We start from the raw sequence: 17,090 nt of genomic DNA, 5'->3' as shown, positions 1-17,090 counted from the left end.
AAAAAGCGGCCCTGTGGCCGCCTTATGAGTTAGAACTTGAACTTGGCCACCAGTTGGCTGAGAGAGTTCACATTGTCTTTCAGATCGGCACAATGATGGGAGGTTTGATTGACCATTTCAGTGTTGCTGCGTGCCACATCAGCAATACTCGAAACATGCGGAGCAATTTCATTGATAACCTGAGACTGCTCATTGGTCGCGGTGGCGGTCTGACTACTCAGTTGGTGAATCTCATCCACAAACTGATTGATCGACTCTAAATGCTTCTCAGAAGCCTGAGCGGCGGTTAAACACGCTTTACCGGTGCTGTGGCTCTGGCCAACTTCTTTCACTACCGTATCGCTGAGGCTCTGCAGATTTTCGATAATGGTGCGGATTTCGCTGGCTGAATCCTGAGTACGTGATGCTAAGGTGCGAACTTCATCGGCCACCACTGCAAATCCTCTCCCCTGATCGCCTGCACGAGCTGCTTCTATCGCCGCATTGAGTGCCAGCAAATTGGTTTGTTCCGACACGCCGCTGATCACATCCAGTACCGTATCAATGGCGTTGATATCGCTGGAAAGCTTCTCAATACTCTGACTACTCTGATCCAGCTGTCGACTCATTGCTTCAGTATGAGCAAATGTGTCACTGACCGATGACAAACCATGCTTCACTTCTACTGTCGCCTGCTGCACATTGTCTGACGTGTTATTGGCATTACTGGCGATCTCTTCCGAGCTGGCGCTCATTTCATGGATCGCAGTCGCAACTTGGTCAATGTTCTGCTCCTGACCTTGGATCTGATGTTTCATCTCACTGGCTTGAGAATCAATATGATCAATGGTCGCTACTAAATCAGCGCGCGAGCGGTCGATCTCTTGCAAGACATTACCCATGTAGGCGACAAACTGGTTGTAACCACGAGCAATACTGCCGACTTCGTCATTACGGCTTTCATCCAGCCTTTGCGTCAAGTCACCGCCACCACCACCGATTTCCAGCAGCAAATCTGCAGTGGTCGTCAATGGCTTGAGCAGCGTGTTGGTCATATAAGCACTGATGACAATAAAGAGTAAGGCCACCACCACACCGATGTAAGTCATGGTCTGAATAAACTGATTCAGCTCCGACAGCACTTCACTTTGGGGCTGGAGAGAAACCAATGTCCAACCTAGCTCTGGTAAGGCAATAAACCCGACAATCATGGCGCTGCCATTCACTTCAGCTTCAATAATATGCGAATCTGTGTCACTGAGTTTGCCCAGCTCCGTTGCCAATTCTCGTAGCTGCAAATCGTTGAGTGATTTACCCACTTGGTTGGCATCGGCATGAATTTTCACGATGCCTTGATTGTCGACCAGCATCAGCTGACCTTGTTCACCCAGTGAGTAGTTGGCGACGGTTTTCCCCATGTTTTGTAGCGACAGGCCAATCCCGGTGACACCAATACGTTTGCCCTGCTGCATCACCACATGGTTGACAAAAACGGTCGCGACACCCGAAGCGTCATCGACATCAATCGATAGCTCGACCTTCTTATCACTGGCGAGAAAACCGTAAAACCATTGGTCATCATTAGACTGCGCCGACATGTCTTTCAATTTGCCAGTCGGAATGTAGTAGCTACTATCAACGGTATTGACGTAGAACGCCGTCAGTGCACCGAACTGTTGCTTGATACGGCTAAGGATATCGACGATTTGTGCACTGCCTTCTCCGGTAAATTCGGTCAGCTGGGAAAGCTCTGACATCACATCTGCGATAACCAGCGGTTTCTCCAGCTCAAGCTTAATTTTATTGCTCACCTCTCCCAGCGACGCCGGAAGCTGCTGTGAATAAGTTTGGTCGAGAATGATCTTACGACCTTGGCTAACGGTGGTACTGATCAGTACGATGATCACCAGAACCACAGCCAATACTGTTGCCAGTATGGTTTTGTGTCTGATGCTGATGGCTAATTTCGTCACATCTAATTCCTTTTGTGATTGACCAATGTAGAGCCCATCTAATGAGCCCGCGAAAAGAGAAAGAAGGTAGAAATGTCGCTCTCAGCCTTTTATCTACGACTAATACGTTACCTATCAATAGTAAACGTAGCACAGCCGAAATTTCTGCATGCGTTGATTGAAGATAAACATCACAACTTCAACAACCTTGCATTTCTTGCTTCTTAACACCTATAAAAAACCCCGGAACAAGTTCCGGGGAAAGGGAAATACACTGTCTGGAGACAGCTGGGAATGAGGAGTCTATGTCAGCCTGAACATAGGATGACAGGAAGTCAGGCTGACACTCAGTCCCGCAAGGACAGTTATTGGATAACTGCACCTTGTTCCACCCAAACTCCGATAAGGGATCGTTCCTCATCAGTCATCTGAGTAAGGTTGCCCAGCGGCATCACTTTAGTCGCAACGGACTGAGAAATGATGCGTGGAACGTTCGTTAAGATCTCTTCAGGGGTATCCAGTACAACGCCTCCAGGCGCAACCGCAAATGCTGCGTGCGTTGGCGTGGCAGAGTGACATACAGAGCAGCGCTCCTGAATGACCTTGTTCACTTCGGCAAAGCTGACACCACCTGTTGTAGATGCTGCTTGCTCCTGAGGAGCCTGCTCAGTGGTTGATGCCGATGCGGTTTCACTTGCTTCTGTTGTTGCGGCTTCGGCAACAGGCGCAGCCTGCTGTTGTACGACTGGTGCTTTCGCCACTGGCGCTGCTGGTCGGTTCGCATAAGGAGAAGTCACAAATGCCAACGTGATCATACCCAACGCCGCCACAGGGATCGTCCAAGCAAATTTCTGACTGCCATGACGTGTGTTGAAGTAGTGTCGTACTAGAATACTGAAGATCGCCAGACCCGCTAGAATCGCCCAGTTGTACTCCGAACCGTAAGTGCTCGGGAAGTGGTTACTGATCATGATGAACAGTACAGGCAATGTTAGGTAGTTGTTGTGGCGAGAACGCAGTAAGCCTTTCGCTGGCAGTGCCGGGTCCGGTTCGCGGTTTTCTTCAATCGCACTCACCAGATTGCGCTGCGCTGGCATGATAACGCGGAAAACGTTACCCACCATGATAGTACCTATGATGGCACCAACGTGGATGTAAGCACCACGGCCACTGAAGACCTGAGCCAGTCCGTAGGTCGCACCAACAAGCAGCACAAACAGAACCAGTCCCAGCAACATCGGGGTTTTGCCTAAAGGCGAATCACACAAGAGATCGTAAATGAACCAGCCCGCGACTAACGCACCCACACCAATCGCAATAGCAGTGGTAGGTGACAGGCCAGAGCCCGGTGCAATCAGATAGATTTCTGCGTTGAGGTAATAAACAACCGCCAGTAGCAACACACCGGTAATCCAAGTGAAGTATGCTTCCCATTTAAACCAGTGCAGGTGCTCTGGCATTTCTGGTGGCGCAAGTTTGTACTTTTCAAGGTGGTAGATACCACCGCCATGAATCGCCCACAGGTCGCCTGACAGGCCAGTTTTCGGGTTAACGCGGTTTAGATTGTTCTCCAACCAAACAAAGTAAAACGATGCGCCAATCCAGGCGATCCCGACTATCATGTGAACCCAGCGAATCGCCAGATTCAACCACTCCGTGATATGTGGATCCATAATAAACTCCTATTTACTACCAGCGCTTTCCATCACAGGAACCCTGCGATGGGCAGTGCCAGCATTACAACGCTTGTTCCATGCGTTGCTCTTCATCCGTGCTGCTGTTGCCCGGAACATCTTCCAGATGCAGAGAGACCAAATCGGTGTCAAAGAACACTTCATCACAGTTATGCCCTTCACCACCTCGATCGACGATCAAAAACTGATCACGCTCGGTCAGCGCCAGCACCGGATGATGCCAAACGCCTTTGTGGTAATTGACACCTTGTCGGCCATTGCTAATGAAGGCACGGCTTTGCGACAACTGCGGGTCATCTCCTTTTGGCGCAACAACAATTAAATATGGTCGCCCAAGCAACGGAACGAAGGCCTGCGAGCCAAGCGGATGACGTTCCAGCATTTTTATCGTTAACGGGTAACTCAGCGGCGTGGCCTGAAAGATACTGATGATGGCTTCACCACCTTGATCTTGTACGTCCGTGCTCGCCAGCTTGTGGTAACGACGGGTCGAGCCGTTATTGATCATAAAGTAGTCGCTGTTTTCGACTTCAATAACGTCTCCAAATTCTGCAAACGCCTCTTTGGTGAGTGGCTCTATTTTTAATCGGCGAATTCCATTGCTCATTGTGCTTCCCTCGCTTATTCCGCTTTAGTTCCAAATAAACGCAGACGGCTAATACCACCATCCGGGAAGATATTCAGACGAACGTGCGTCACAGCACCCAGTTCATTCACTTCAGAGACAAACTCATGAATGTCGTGTGCCTTGAGCTTCTGCGCTGGCAAAAGTTCACGCCAGAACAGGCTTTGTGTCGCCACTTGGTCATCCGTGCCACCTTTAACATAGGCCGCTTGAATAGAGCAGCTATCTGGGAAGTTGCCTTTAAAGTGCGCAGTATCCACCACAACACGGTCAATATTGCCAGCATGGCCCAGCGCAACGATCACCCAGTCATTTCCTGGTGTGCGTCGACGTGCGGTTTCCCAGCCATCACCCATATTTTCGCCTCGGCCAGGGCCAAGAATGTTAGATTTGTTACCGTAGTGCTCGTCACTACATGCCAACGCACGACCACCATTTTCAACAGCGGCTAAGTCCACTTTCTGCTGAGCATCAATACGGTCCCAATCCACACTTGGTCGGCCGTAAACACGAAGACGTGCAACACCGCCATCTGGATAGATGTTAAGACGTAAGTGAGTGAACACTTCGTCGCTTTCAATTTGCTCAAGGTGATGATGATCGCCTTGCAAGCTCATTGACGGCAGAATTTCTTGCCATTCAGTGGCATCCGTTGGGTCGCCATCTGGTGAGTAACACGCATCAATAGACGCCGATGGTGGGAAGTTACCCGTAAAGAAAGAGGTATCGATGTCAACGCCTGCAATCGTGCCAGCTAGGCCCAGACGAATCACACAATGGTCGTAGCCTTCACCACGTTTACGGCGGCTTTCCCAGCCATCCATCCATTTACCATTATCGTCATAAACACCTTCCTTCCACTCCGGCGCTTCACGGCGCAAAAGGCGGCTTTTATCAGCAAAGAAATCGTCGGTCGCGTAAATAGCTTGAGCGCCCAGTTTGTCATCAGCGAGGTTTATGTATTGTTCGAAATCTAAGGACATTTCCTTCATCCTTCCAATTAATCAAAAATAGGTTAAGTGAGTCAGTTATCTGCTCTCTAGAGAGCGTTATTACGGGATAGTCGCCAGCTCTGTGACTTACATATCTCGCAGGCGAAACAGCGCAATCTTGTTGATTTCCTGAATCGCAGTAGCAAACTCAGTTTCACTATCATTTCCTAATCGCATCTCGAACGACTCAAGAATTTGGTAACGATTGGCCCCTTTCACAGCCATAATGAAGGGAAAATTGAAGCGACTTTTGTAGCTGTTGTTATAAGTGGTAAATTTCTCGAACTCGTCCGCCGAGCATTGGTCAATGCCCGCCCCCGCTTGTTCAGCAGTCGAGGCTGCGGTCAGTTCCCCATTAACGGCAGCACGTCCGGCTAAATCCGGGTGAGCGTTAATCAGATCCAGTTGTTGATCTTTCTCTGCACCCAACAAGGTTTCTGCCATACGCAGGTGCAAGTTTTCAATTTTGTTGTCTTCGGTGTTGAGACCCTTATCGAACACCGATTCGGCCACCCATGGGCTGTGCTCATACACATCACCAAAATGCGAGACAAATTCCGCGCGAGCCATCTCTGATGGTTTACAAGTACGAAATTCAGTCATATTACTTCTCCTTCTTTGGTGTGTATGGGTGGTGCTCATGCCAGTGGTGAGCAATATCAATGCGGCGACATAGCCACACATCATCATGTTGTTTTACGTAATCGAGAAAACGCTTGAGTGAAGCGAGACGGCCAGGTCGACCAATCAAGCGACAATGCAATCCGACCGACATCATCTTCGGAGCGGATTCGCCTTCTTCATAGAGAGTGTCAAACGTGTCTTTCAGATACTGGAAGAATTGCTCGCCAGAGTTAAACCCCTGAGCGGTAGCAAAACGCATGTCATTGACATCCAAAGTGTATGGGATCACCAATTGCGGACGACCCGCTTCGGTGTGCCAATACGGCAAATCGTCATCATAGGCATCGGAGTCGTATAAGAATCCGCCTTCTTCAGCCACTAAACGGCGGGTATTCGGCCCAGTGCGACCGGTATACCAACCAAGTGGTCGGCTGCCTGTGACCTCTTTGATGATTTCAATCGCTTTTGCCATGTGGTCACGCTCTTGTGACTCATCCATGTACTGATAATCAATCCAGCGATAGCCATGGCTACAAATTTCATGGCCAGCTTGCACCATGGCTTCTGCCACGTCAGGGTGTCGCTCAATCGCCATAGCCACCGCAAAAACGGTGAGTGGAATTTCGTATTCGTCAAACAGGCGTAAGACACGCCACACACCAGCACGGCTACCGTATTCATAGATAGACTCCATGCTGATATGGCGCTCACCCTTGATAGGTTGAGCGGCTGGAATTTCAGATAGAAAGGCTTCGGACTCGTCATCTCCATGCAGAAGGCAACGTTCACCACCTTCTTCATAATTCAATACAAATGACACTGCGATACGAGCACCGCCCGGCCATTTGGGATGCGGAGGATTCGCCCCATAGCCAACCAGATCTCGTGAATAATCCTTATCCATTCAGGCTCTCCTTAAAAAGCTTGGCGTGATTGTAACGCCACATCAACTTCATACATTCATTGTATACAATAAAATATCTTAATGTAAAGATTTTGTTGCTAAAGTTACTTTTTATCAACACAAGCATATTAATCAAACAGTTACAAAGGTATGCGCGTCAATGTAGGCGAAATTACACTTCACAAAATTCATTTTTCAATTTATCCACTAGTAACATTTTTATAACAATGCGCTTTACTATATGAATATTTTGTGTACATATATAGATATCCAACAAAGTTATAAAACATCTTTGTATACAATTTGGAATAACCTCAAAGCTAAGGAGAGCGCGACGCGCGAACAGGAATTATGGGAAAACTAACCACACACATATTGGATACAATGCATGGCCTGCCAGGTGCAGACATCGAAGTTGAACTGTTCCGGGTGGAAGGTGACAACCTAACCAAGATTAAAACCGTCACAACTAACTTTGATGGCCGCACTGACGCGCCTGTTTTAGAAGGTGAAGCTTTTGAGCTTGGTAAGTATCAGCTTGTTTTTCACGTTGCCGATTATTTTCGCAACAAGGACGTCGATCTGGGAGACATTGCCTTTCTCGATGACGTCGTGATCCGTTTTGGATTAGGTGAGAAAGATGCGCACTATCACGTTCCGCTACTGGTTTCACCTTATAGCTTCTCGACTTATCGGGGCAGCTAACGCAATAACGATAAGCGTCACCTAACAGCGTCATATAACTATTCAATCGGGATAATTGAAGTTCGTCTGAGACAGAGACGTCCAGGCGAAGTGCGGTCTTCAATTGAAGAAACACCAAAATAAAAGGACTTGCTGACATGAATGAAAGCAAAGCAGAAGTGCTTAATACCGAAGGTCAACCTAGTGGCTTTTTGGAGCGCTTTTTCAAACTGAAAGCACATGGAACCAGTGTCAAGAATGAAATGATCGGGGGCATCACCACCTTTGCCACAATGGCGTACATCATTTTCGTAAACCCTCAGATCATGGCCGCTTCTGGAATGGATTCAGGCGCCGTCTTTGTCGCAACCTGTATCGGTGCAGCCATCGGCTGTCTGTTAATGGGGCTGTTTGCTAACTGGCCGGTCGGCCTAGCACCGGGTATGGGCCTCAACGCGTTTTTCTCATTTACTGTCGTTAGTGAAATGGGTTACAGCTGGGAAGTGGCACTGGGTGCAGTGTTCCTCTCTGGTATCCTGTTTGTCGGGATGAGCTTCTATAAGATTCGCCAGTGGATCATCGAAAGTATTCCGGAAAGCTTGCGCTTCTCTATGACAGCCGGTGTCGGATTATTTCTTGGTCTGATTGGTCTTAAAACCGCAGGTATTGTCGTCGAAAACCCAGCAACTTTGGTCTCATTAGGCGATTTCACTAAACCAGATGCTATGCTCGCTGCCATCGCATTCCTGATCATCGCAGTGCTCAGCGAACGTAAAGTCTTCGGTGCGGTTCTCATCGGTATTCTGAGTGTCACTTTGGTCGGCATGATGCTAGGACTGGTTCATTACAACGGCTTCTTCTCTGCTCCACCAAGTATTGCTCCAACCTTTATGGCAATGGACATTTCTGGCGCATTTAACATCTCGATGGTGAGCGTGATTCTGGCCTTCTTGTTCGTCAATATGTTCGATACCGCTGGCACACTGATGGGTGTGGCAGAGCGAGCACACTTGATCAACAAGGAAACCGGTAAGATTGAAGGCTTAAGCAAAGCGTTGAAAGCTGACAGTATCTCCAGTGTGGCGGGTGCGTGTGTAGGTTGTCCTCCGGTGACTAGCTATGTTGAAAGTGCCGCTGGTGTGGCTGCGGGTGCTCGTACAGGTCTGTCTGCCATTGTGGTTGCTGCGCTTTTCCTAGCGGCAATATTCCTATCGCCTCTGGCAGGGATGATCCCATCGTACGCGACCGCTGGTGCATTGATTTATGTGGCCTTTGTGATGATGAGCAGCATGCAGCACGTCGACTGGAAAGACTTCACTAATGGTGCTCCGGCTGCAATTACCGCACTGATGATGCCACTGACCTTCTCGATTGCTAACGGCATCGCGTTAGGCTTCATCACTTACACTGTGCTCAAAGTTGCCACAGGTAAAACCAAAGACGTCTCTATCTCGATGTACATCCTAACGGTGATCTTCGTCGCTAAACTGGTTTACATCTAACCCATCTCCACCACCTCGCCTGAGCTTGTGCTCAGGCGAGACTAATACACGCAAAATCCGTCGACCCTACGCAGTTTGTAGAAGTCTGTCACCTGTTTAGTGGGAGCACTCCCCACTCAACGAGAGATAACCAATTACGCCAACTCTCTCTGAGGTAAAACAAATGAAACTTCTGTACACGCTTGACCAAAAACCGCCTCATGGCATCACTTTACTCCTTGCACTCCAGCATATGCTGGCGTCGATTGGCGGCATCGTTGCCGTTCCCCTTATCGTCGGAGCCTCTATTGGGCTGCCCAACGAAGAAATTGTTTCTCTGATTAATGCCGCCCTACTCGCTTCTGGCATTGTCACCATAGCGCAATGTCTCGGCTTTGGTCCGATTGGTATTCGCTTACCTGTGGTAATGGGTTCCAGCTTTGCGTTTCTTGGCGTCGCCATTGCGATAGGCCGCGAAGGTGGTGTGGCCAGCATCATGGGGTCGGCGTTAATCGGCTCACTGGTGGTGATTCTCGCCAGCTTCTATATGGATAAGGTACGCAAGCTCTTCCCAACCGTGGTCAGCGGCGTGGTCGTCACCTTGATCGGTTTGACCATATTGCCAGTCGCAATGAACTGGGTCGGCGATGCGCCTGCTGCCAGTGAAAACTTCGCGACACTACCCAAGCTTTTCCTCGCCATAGTGTCACTGGGCATTGTGGTCGCGGTATCGGTTTACTGTAAAGGTGCCGTAGCAGCGTCTGCCATCGTGATTGGTCTGGCAGGCGGTTATATCGTTGCCCTGTCCATGGGCATGGTTAATCTGGACGACGTATCGACCGCTGCTTGGGTCGGTGGCCCAGAACCGCTTAAATACGGTTTAAGTTTTCACGCCAGCGCGATTGTTAGTATGAGTTTGGTTTACATTGTCGTGATCGCAGAAGCTACAGGCGACTTCATGGCGCTCGCCAACAACTGTAACAAGCAGGTATCAGGTAAAGATTTGCAACGTGGCTTGCTGGGTGATGGCCTTGGCAGTACGCTTGCCGCAATTCTTACTGCGATGCCACTGGCCTCGTTCAGTCAAAACGTCGGTATTGTCGGCATTACGGGCGTTGCCAGCCGATTTGTCGTCGCTGCAACCGGTGGCTTGCTCATCCTAGGCGGACTCTTCCCGAAACTGGCTGCGATTGCCGTCACCATTCCTAAGCCGGTATTAGGCGGCGTCGGTTTTGTGATGTTCGGTATGATTGCTTATGCTGGGATTCGTATGCTGATCACAGCCGCAGACACCAAACGTAACGCTCTGGTGATTTGTGTCGGCCTTGCTTCAGGTTTGGCGGTCACGTTTGAGCCGCGTCTGCTACAGCACTTACCACATGATATAGCCAACTTCCTTCACTCAGGTATCACAACAGGCACCATCGCAACCGTCCTTCTGCATCAACTGCTACCTAAATCGAGCCGCAGAGAAGAGCGCGATGCACTCAAAGAGAGCCGCGATCAAGTGCAAGAAGAGCTGGCACAGTCTAAGAAAGAAGAGCAGACACCAGACGCACAAAGCCCGTTGAAAGCTCAGCAAGAATAACGACTGTTTTGGTTGCTCCTCTCTAGAAGCAACCGAAACGCACTTAGCGTCAGACAAGTCTGGCAATGACTCAACCTAAAATCGATCAAGACCCTCTCCCCTGAAATGGCTGAGATGGCTAAGGATTACTATGAATGGAAACCATCTGGATTAAGAATCCACTGGCAATTTACACTGCAAATCATCAAGACGCGCAAGGAGGTTTGGTGGTGCAGGGAAACAAAATTGTCGAACTTATCGCAAAAAACGAGACGCCGTCTCATCAGATAGATTACGTCGTCGACGCCTCGCACCATGTGGTGACCCCCGGCTTAATAAACGCCCACCATCACTTCTACCAGACCCTGACTCGCGCCTATCCTGATGCCTTGAACAAAGAACTGTTCCACTGGCTGCAAAGCCTTTATCCGGTGTGGGCGAATCTCGACGAAGAGATGATGAGTGTTGCGACTGAGCTGGCACTGGTGGAACTGATGCTATCTGGCTGCACCACGGCATCCGATCATCACTATCTGCTGCCAAACGGACTCGAACATGCGATTGATCTTCAGGTTGAAGCCGCGCAGAAACTTGGCGTACGAGCCATCTTTACCCGTGGTTCAATGAGCCTCGGCGAAGATGAAGGTGGCCTTCCGCCTCGTCACACCATTCAGACAGAACAAGCGATTGTCGATGACAGCCAACGCTTAATTCGCCAGTACCACCAGCATCACGATGGCGCCATGACTCAAATCGCCCTAGCGCCGTGTTCGCCCTTCTCTGTAACCACAGATCTGATGAAGGAAACCGCCTACATTGCCGCGCAGGAAAACATCATGATGCACACGCATTTGTGTGAAACACTCGATGAAGAAGATTTCTGTCTGCAAAAATTCGGCCTCAGACCTGTCGATTATCTTGAAGACGTTGGTTGGCTGAATGATAGAACCTGGCTGGCACACGGCATTCATTTCAATCAAGAAGAGATCCGCCGTCTCGGCAAAGCAGGTGTTGGGATCAGCCATTGCCCGACATCGAATATGATGTTGGCATCGGGGATCTGCAAAAACAACGATTTGGAAGCTGCTGGCGTCAAAGTCGGTTTAGGTGTCGACGGGTCAGCATCCAACGACGGTTCTAACATGATTGCCGAAGTTCGTATGGCGATGTACTTGCAACGACTGCAATACGGCTCAGCCAATGTCACCCATTTCGACGCCCTTCGCTGGGCCACACAAGGCTCTGCTCGTGCTATGGGCCGCGGTGACATCGGTGAACTGGCCGTCGGCAAACAAGCCGACCTTGCCATGTTCAAGCTCGATGACATTCGTTTTTCTGGCAGTCACGACCCGTTAGCCGCTCTGATCTTATGTGGTGCGCAGCAAGCAGACCGAGTTATGGTCGCCGGCCACTGGCGCGTGCTCAATAGCGAAGTGATTGGTGTCGACTTGCATCAACTTCTCGACCGACATAAACACGCCGCCGCGCGTTTGGCGAAAAAAGCCCTCGGTGAATAGACCTAATTCAGCCCTAGCGTTCCGCTGGGGCTTTTTATTCTTTCCTTCATAATTCGATCTGCCCCAACGAATGATTCGAGTGTTTTCATTACACTGATGTATCCAATTTACATTGCAAATCAGACGCTCACCCACCCGAGTAGTTAGATACAGGATTCACACTCAGTATGGAAACACTCTCAATTGCACAGGCTCAGAAGCTTGCTCTACTGTCCCAAGGTTTGCCACACAACCCGAAATCAGGGGGCGCGTTACAAAACACGCTGTCAACATTCGAGCGCATCGGCTATGTGCAAATCGACACTATCTCGGTTGTTCAACGCGCCCACCATCACACCTTGTGGAGCCGCAATTCAAAGTATCAACCCAATCACCTCGATAAGCTGGTAAAAAATCGTTCTGTATTTGAATACTGGTCTCATGCCGCTGCGTATTTGCCGATGCGAGATTATCGCTTCACTCTGCCACGTAAACAGGCAATAGAGTCCGGAGACCAGAATCATTGGTATCGCCGCGATAACCAGTTGATGAATAACATCATCAGTCGAATTGAGCACGAAGGGCCATTAATGGCGAAAGACTTTGAGTCTTCAGGCATAAAAAAACAGGGCTGGGGAACCAAACCTACTAAGCAGGCGTTGGAGAACCTCTACATGCAAGGTGATCTAATGATCACCGAGAGGCGCAATTTCCATAAGGTTTACGACCTGACAGAGCGAGTACTGCCGCAAGGAATAGATACCTCAATGCCGAGCGATGAAGAATATGGGCGCTATTTGGTGATGAATTACCTCAGAGCACATGGTTTTGGTCATCTGTCGGAAATCAATTACCTGCTCAAAAACACCAAACAGCTGGTCAGCAACACGATGGAGCAATTGTGCCAACAAGGTGAGATTTTCCCATTTAAGGTCGACGGCCATACCTATTACACGTTCCACGACGCGTTGGATTTGCTCGGCAAGCGCCTCAATCGCCAGAAGGCCAAAATACTCTCTCCGTTCGATAATTTACTGATCCAGAGAAAACGTGCTCAGAAGATTTTCAACTTCGATTACCTGCTTGAATGCTATGTGCCAGCGAATAAGCGCCAGTTTGGCTACTTCTGCTTACCTATCATGTGGGATGGCAAGTTAGTCGCTCGTGTTGATTGCAAGGTAGACAAACCAGCATCAACACTTCAGGCGCTGAGTTTACATATCGAGCCCACACTAAGAAAACGGGATGACTTTCACTCTGCCCTCGAACAAGAGCTGTCGGATTTTGCCCAGTTCAATCAGTGTGAGCAGTTTAAAATCCAACAGATTCACGCTTAAACTTCAGATATAAACAAACCCCGACCAGACAATTCCGGTCGGGGAATTGAGCTCACTCAAAGGCGGTGGTTAACTCAAATTAGAACACTTTTTTGATTGCGGCATCGGCACATTCCACATCCAGGTGACCACCCGGTGCTCCGCCTACACCAACTGCCCCGATTAGGTTGCCATCAAGCTGAACAGGTACGCCACCCGCCAAGAACAGCAAGTTGTCATCCATATTCTGCAACGGTTGCATAATCGGCTTGTCAGCTATCAGCTTCATCAGGTTCCCTGACGGCTGTTTCATACTGGTCACAGTAAAGGCTTTCTTACGTGAACTATCTAAGGTGTGGATGCCTGCGCCGTCTGAGCGAAGTTGAGCCAGTACATTGCCCGAAAGGTCAACCACTGTCGCGGATACTTTGTAGCCTTTCGCTTCACATTGATTAACAGCTTCTTTTGCCAGACTGAAAGCGGACTGAGAGGAAATTTGCGTCACTGATACGGTGTGGCCTTTATCTGCGGCTGACGCATTGAAAGACATTGAAAGGAAGCCAAGAGACGCTGCTAGTACGCTAAGTTTGATAGTTTTCATGTTCACTCCTGTAAGGTAGACCTTGTTTGATTCGACAGGTACATCCTAACTAAGGCTCTATTACTGAAGACTTTCCCAATCATTACAAAGCTGTAATGTTGGTTAAATTCATGAAAGGTTGTTGGTAGAGTATGAAGGACTGTTTAGGGAGAGTGAGGAAATGGACAGCTGATGAAAATACTTTTGATTGAAGATGACACCCACATAGCACGCTTTCTTATCAATGGCTTCCAGCAGGAAGGCTGTACAATAACGCACGCCACCAATGGCGTTGACGGATTGCATGAAGCCATCAGCGAATCTTACGATGTGATTGTGCTCGACATCATGCTGCCACAAAAAGACGGCTTTGAAGTCTTGGCTCAACTGAGAGGAGAAGGCCATGCAACACCAGTTCTCATCCTGAGCGCAAAACATTCTGTCGATGAAAGAGTCAAAGGGCTGCAATCGGGTGCGGATGATTATCTGGTCAAGCCGTTCGCCTTTCCGGAACTGCTGGCTCGCTGTCAGTCACTGGCTCGCCGAGGTCAGCAGAACCCTGCCCAAAGTTATCAATTGAGCTACAGCGAGTTATCGCTGGATCTCCTCAAGCACTCACTTGAAAGAAATGGCGCCTCAATTCAACTCAACCAACGAGAATTCATGTTGATCAAACTAATGTTGGAAAACCCTGAAACCGTCATTTCAAAAACCGCTATTCTTGAGCAAGTCTGGGGCCATCAGTTTGATCCGCAGACCAATGTGGTGGATGTACTGGTGTGTCGTTTACGCAGCAAAGTGGACAAAGGCTTTGATACCCCATTAATTCATACACTCAGAGGGGTTGGCTATGTCCTCAAGTCACAACATTGAGCAGGCACTGGCTAAGGCACGCAACACACTACTGATGCGGTTTATGGCGATCTTATTGCTGTGCCTGATACTGGTTGAAATAGTGGTTGGAGTGATGTTCTTCTTCGATTTATATCGCACCGAAAAGAAAATCCTCAACTCAATGGCCACTGAATACCAGCGTATTCTTACCTACGATTCAGCCGATCAACTGATTCACGTCATGACTGCCAATCCGCATCGCCTGATCGAAAACAATATCGCGGCCTTTTCTATTTCGAAAGAGCCTGCGGCAAGCCCCAACTTTGTCGCTGGTGATAACAACTTGCCAGCCGACATCAAACTCAATGATTACGTCACAGATGATAAATCCTGGTTCACGGCTTTCATTATTAACCCATATATGTCGCTGCAGATTAAAGGAGAAACGCTAGATTTTTGGTTAGTTCTCGACAATCAACCGCGTTACGCTATCGCCTATAAACAATGGCTGATGACTTTGTACGCCTTAATTGTGTTGGTTGCTATCACTACTTTGTTCACTCACCGCATTATTCGCAGCGCGATGTCACCACTGGTTACGCTCGGAGATTCTCTGGATAAACTCAGCCAAGGCAAGTTAGAGATGACGGACAAACCAACCGCCACGCCGCAAGGGCTGAGCGTCATCAGTGCCAGTGTGCATGACACTATCGCCCGACTGCACCATGTTACTACTACACTCAATACGACTGTGGATGCCATTGCTCATGATATCCGTACCCCCTTGTCACGGATTACGCTCTCTTCACAATCCGCGCTGTTAGACAGCAAAAACACCCAGCAGATGGAGCACGCTTTATCTGATTGCGCTGAATATGCAATGCAAGCCAGCAATATGCTTACCGCTCTAATGAAGCTCAACGATGAAGTCACTGGCAAACGTCAGCAACAAAGCACCTCAACCAATGTCTCTGAGGTGCTGAAAACCGTTGTGAGTTGGTATGAAGACGTGGCGGATGACAAACAGATTCAATTGCAGGCAATGGCTGATGACAATCTCATCATTCAATCAGACCCAGAAAAACTCACACAGGCGCTGGTGAACTTGGTCGATAATGCAATTAAATACACCGAAACAGGCGGAAAAGTTAGTCTAAAAGCCAATAAAACAAGTGACCATCACGCTCAGATTCTTGTCTCAGATACGGGTATTGGTATCGACAAACAGTATCAGGATTTGATTTTCGAACGGCTCTACCGCGTTGATGCGAGTCGCAGCAATATTGAAGGCTACGGACTGGGCCTATCACTGGCCGCAGCCATGGTCGATAACTTAGGTGGCAGCATTCAACTGGTGTCTGAACCGAATCAAGGCAGTACATTTACCATTACTTTATAGACTGAAGCAGCCAACAAACACCTTGGTTGATGACAAACAGCAGCTCCAGTTCAACGCAGTATTGCAATCAGCTACCTATCCGGTTACTTTGTAATGCTGCGTTAATTTTACCGCACTAACTGCCGTCCGGCAGTTCTCACATCGAACACGATTGAAGGTAAAATATGAAATATCCAACCACACTTCCTGACTCCCATAAGCAGCTACTGATAAAAATTGTTGATCAGTTTTCCCAGGACTCTCGCATCCTTGGTATCGGCGCTAGCGGTTCGTACGCTTCTGATTCCATGGATCGCTTTAGTGATCTCGATCTGGTCATTGCGATCAATCCAGATGACTTTGCAGAAGTCATGGCGCAAAGATTTCAGTTGATTGACAAAATCGAAGGCAAGTTAGCAGCGTTTACCGGTGAACACGTGGGTGAGCCAAGGCTTGTCATCGCCCTATATGAACCTGATACCGTGCACGTCGATTTCAAGTTTGTTGCGCTGCCCGATGCCGCTGTGCGCGTCGACGACACACAAGTCGTCTGGCAACGTGGCTCAAGTTTGTCGGATGTACTGGACAGCTCTGAGCATCATTACCCTCAGCCAGAGCCACAATGGATTGAGGACAGAATCTGGATTTGGCTACACTACGGCGCAACAAAAATTGCTCGTGGCGAGTACTTTGAGGCAATGGAGTTTCTGTCATTTCTCAGAACGGTAGCCCTCTCGCCACTGGCACTTAAGCAACAAGGTATAACGCCATCGGGGGTACGTAAAATTGAGCAGCGCTTACCTGACTTCACTGAGCAGCTTAAGCAAACCGTCTGCCCACCAGATAGAAAGGCACTGATTCCTGCGCTAGAAACAATGGTTGATATTTACCTGTCACTAAGAAAGCAAGAACAGGTTGAGATCAATCATAAAGCGCAACAGGTGTGCATGGAATACGTTGAGCGCGAACTCAAACAGTAATTGA

Annotated in this window: 15 protein-coding genes; 8 read left to right on the top strand and 7 right to left on the bottom strand. The window is 48.8% G+C overall.

What is annotated here, in order from left to right:
- Positions 1-29: 29 nt before the first annotated feature.
- The 6 genes from F0265_RS01920 to puuE all read right to left on the bottom strand — a co-directional run bounded on the left by F0265_RS01920 (position 30) and on the right by puuE (position 6,770).
- Positions 30-1,952, bottom strand: a complete 1,923-nt coding sequence (locus F0265_RS01920; protein ID WP_171747540.1) for a methyl-accepting chemotaxis protein — start codon at positions 1,950-1,952, stop codon at positions 30-32.
- A gap of 344 nt (positions 1,953-2,296) precedes the next feature.
- Positions 2,297-3,604 carry a urate hydroxylase PuuD gene (locus tag F0265_RS01915; RefSeq protein WP_171747539.1) on the bottom strand — a complete coding sequence of 436 codons (1,308 nt, stop codon included), beginning with the start codon at positions 3,602-3,604 and terminating at the stop codon, positions 2,297-2,299.
- Between the two features lie 64 nt (positions 3,605-3,668).
- Entirely contained in the window at positions 3,669-4,232 is a 564-nt protein-coding gene (locus F0265_RS01910) for an ureidoglycolate lyase (protein WP_171747538.1), read from the bottom strand.
- A gap of 14 nt (positions 4,233-4,246) precedes the next feature.
- A complete protein-coding gene (gene alc / locus F0265_RS01905) occupies positions 4,247-5,233 on the bottom strand; it encodes an allantoicase (RefSeq protein WP_019274945.1) in 987 nt (328 codons plus the stop codon).
- 96 nt (positions 5,234-5,329) lie between these two features.
- Complete coding sequence (uraD, locus tag F0265_RS01900; protein ID WP_064486780.1) at positions 5,330-5,845, bottom strand: 2-oxo-4-hydroxy-4-carboxy-5-ureidoimidazoline decarboxylase; 516 nt, start codon at positions 5,843-5,845, stop codon at positions 5,330-5,332.
- Between the two features lies 1 nt (position 5,846).
- Positions 5,847-6,770 carry an allantoinase PuuE gene (gene puuE, locus F0265_RS01895; protein ID WP_038156774.1) on the bottom strand — a complete coding sequence of 308 codons (924 nt, stop codon included), beginning with the start codon at positions 6,768-6,770 and terminating at the stop codon, positions 5,847-5,849.
- Positions 6,771-7,121: 351 nt separating this feature from the next.
- Between puuE and uraH the strand changes: the two genes are divergently transcribed.
- The 5 genes from uraH (at position 7,122) to F0265_RS01870 (ending at position 13,335) form a co-directional block, all read left to right on the top strand.
- Positions 7,122-7,475, top strand: a complete 354-nt coding sequence (gene uraH, locus F0265_RS01890) for a hydroxyisourate hydrolase (protein ID WP_171747537.1) — start codon at positions 7,122-7,124, stop codon at positions 7,473-7,475.
- Between the two features lie 137 nt (positions 7,476-7,612).
- A complete protein-coding gene (locus tag F0265_RS01885; RefSeq protein WP_171747536.1) occupies positions 7,613-8,956 on the top strand; it encodes an NCS2 family permease in 1,344 nt (447 codons plus the stop codon).
- A 163-nt stretch (positions 8,957-9,119) separates the two neighbouring features.
- Positions 9,120-10,523: a nucleobase:cation symporter-2 family protein gene (locus F0265_RS01880; RefSeq protein WP_171747535.1), complete on the top strand. Its 1,404-nt coding sequence runs from the start codon at positions 9,120-9,122 to the stop codon at positions 10,521-10,523.
- 134 nt (positions 10,524-10,657) lie between these two features.
- A complete protein-coding gene (locus tag F0265_RS01875) occupies positions 10,658-12,019 on the top strand; it encodes an 8-oxoguanine deaminase (RefSeq protein ID WP_171747534.1) in 1,362 nt (453 codons plus the stop codon).
- A 167-nt stretch (positions 12,020-12,186) separates the two neighbouring features.
- On the top strand, positions 12,187-13,335 hold the full coding sequence (locus tag F0265_RS01870; RefSeq protein WP_171747533.1) for a crosslink repair DNA glycosylase YcaQ family protein: 1,149 nt from the start codon (positions 12,187-12,189) through the stop codon (positions 13,333-13,335).
- Positions 13,336-13,414: 79 nt separating this feature from the next.
- Here F0265_RS01870 and F0265_RS01865 read toward each other — a convergent pair whose 3' ends face one another.
- A complete protein-coding gene (locus F0265_RS01865) occupies positions 13,415-13,915 on the bottom strand; it encodes a heme-binding protein (RefSeq protein WP_040122112.1) in 501 nt (166 codons plus the stop codon).
- Positions 13,916-14,086: 171 nt separating this feature from the next.
- Between F0265_RS01865 and F0265_RS01860 the strand changes: the two genes are divergently transcribed.
- The 3 genes from F0265_RS01860 to F0265_RS01850 all read left to right on the top strand — a co-directional run bounded on the left by F0265_RS01860 (position 14,087) and on the right by F0265_RS01850 (position 17,086).
- On the top strand, positions 14,087-14,767 hold the full coding sequence (locus F0265_RS01860) for a response regulator transcription factor (protein WP_006961865.1): 681 nt from the start codon (positions 14,087-14,089) through the stop codon (positions 14,765-14,767).
- Positions 14,745-16,127: a HAMP domain-containing sensor histidine kinase gene (locus F0265_RS01855; protein WP_171747532.1), complete on the top strand. Its 1,383-nt coding sequence runs from the start codon at positions 14,745-14,747 to the stop codon at positions 16,125-16,127. Before F0265_RS01860 ends, F0265_RS01855 begins: the two co-directional genes overlap by 23 nt.
- Before the next feature lie 164 nt (positions 16,128-16,291).
- The gene (locus tag F0265_RS01850) at positions 16,292-17,086 is read left to right on the top strand and encodes a nucleotidyltransferase domain-containing protein (protein WP_171747531.1); all 795 of its coding nucleotides are present in this window, start codon (positions 16,292-16,294) and stop codon (positions 17,084-17,086) included.
- Positions 17,087-17,090 lie beyond the last annotated feature (4 nt).

Source organism: Vibrio sp. RE88 (assembly GCF_013113835.1).
In the GTDB taxonomy this organism is placed as follows: domain Bacteria; phylum Pseudomonadota; class Gammaproteobacteria; order Enterobacterales; family Vibrionaceae; genus Vibrio.
This window is presented reverse-complemented; position numbering and strand designations above follow the sequence as displayed.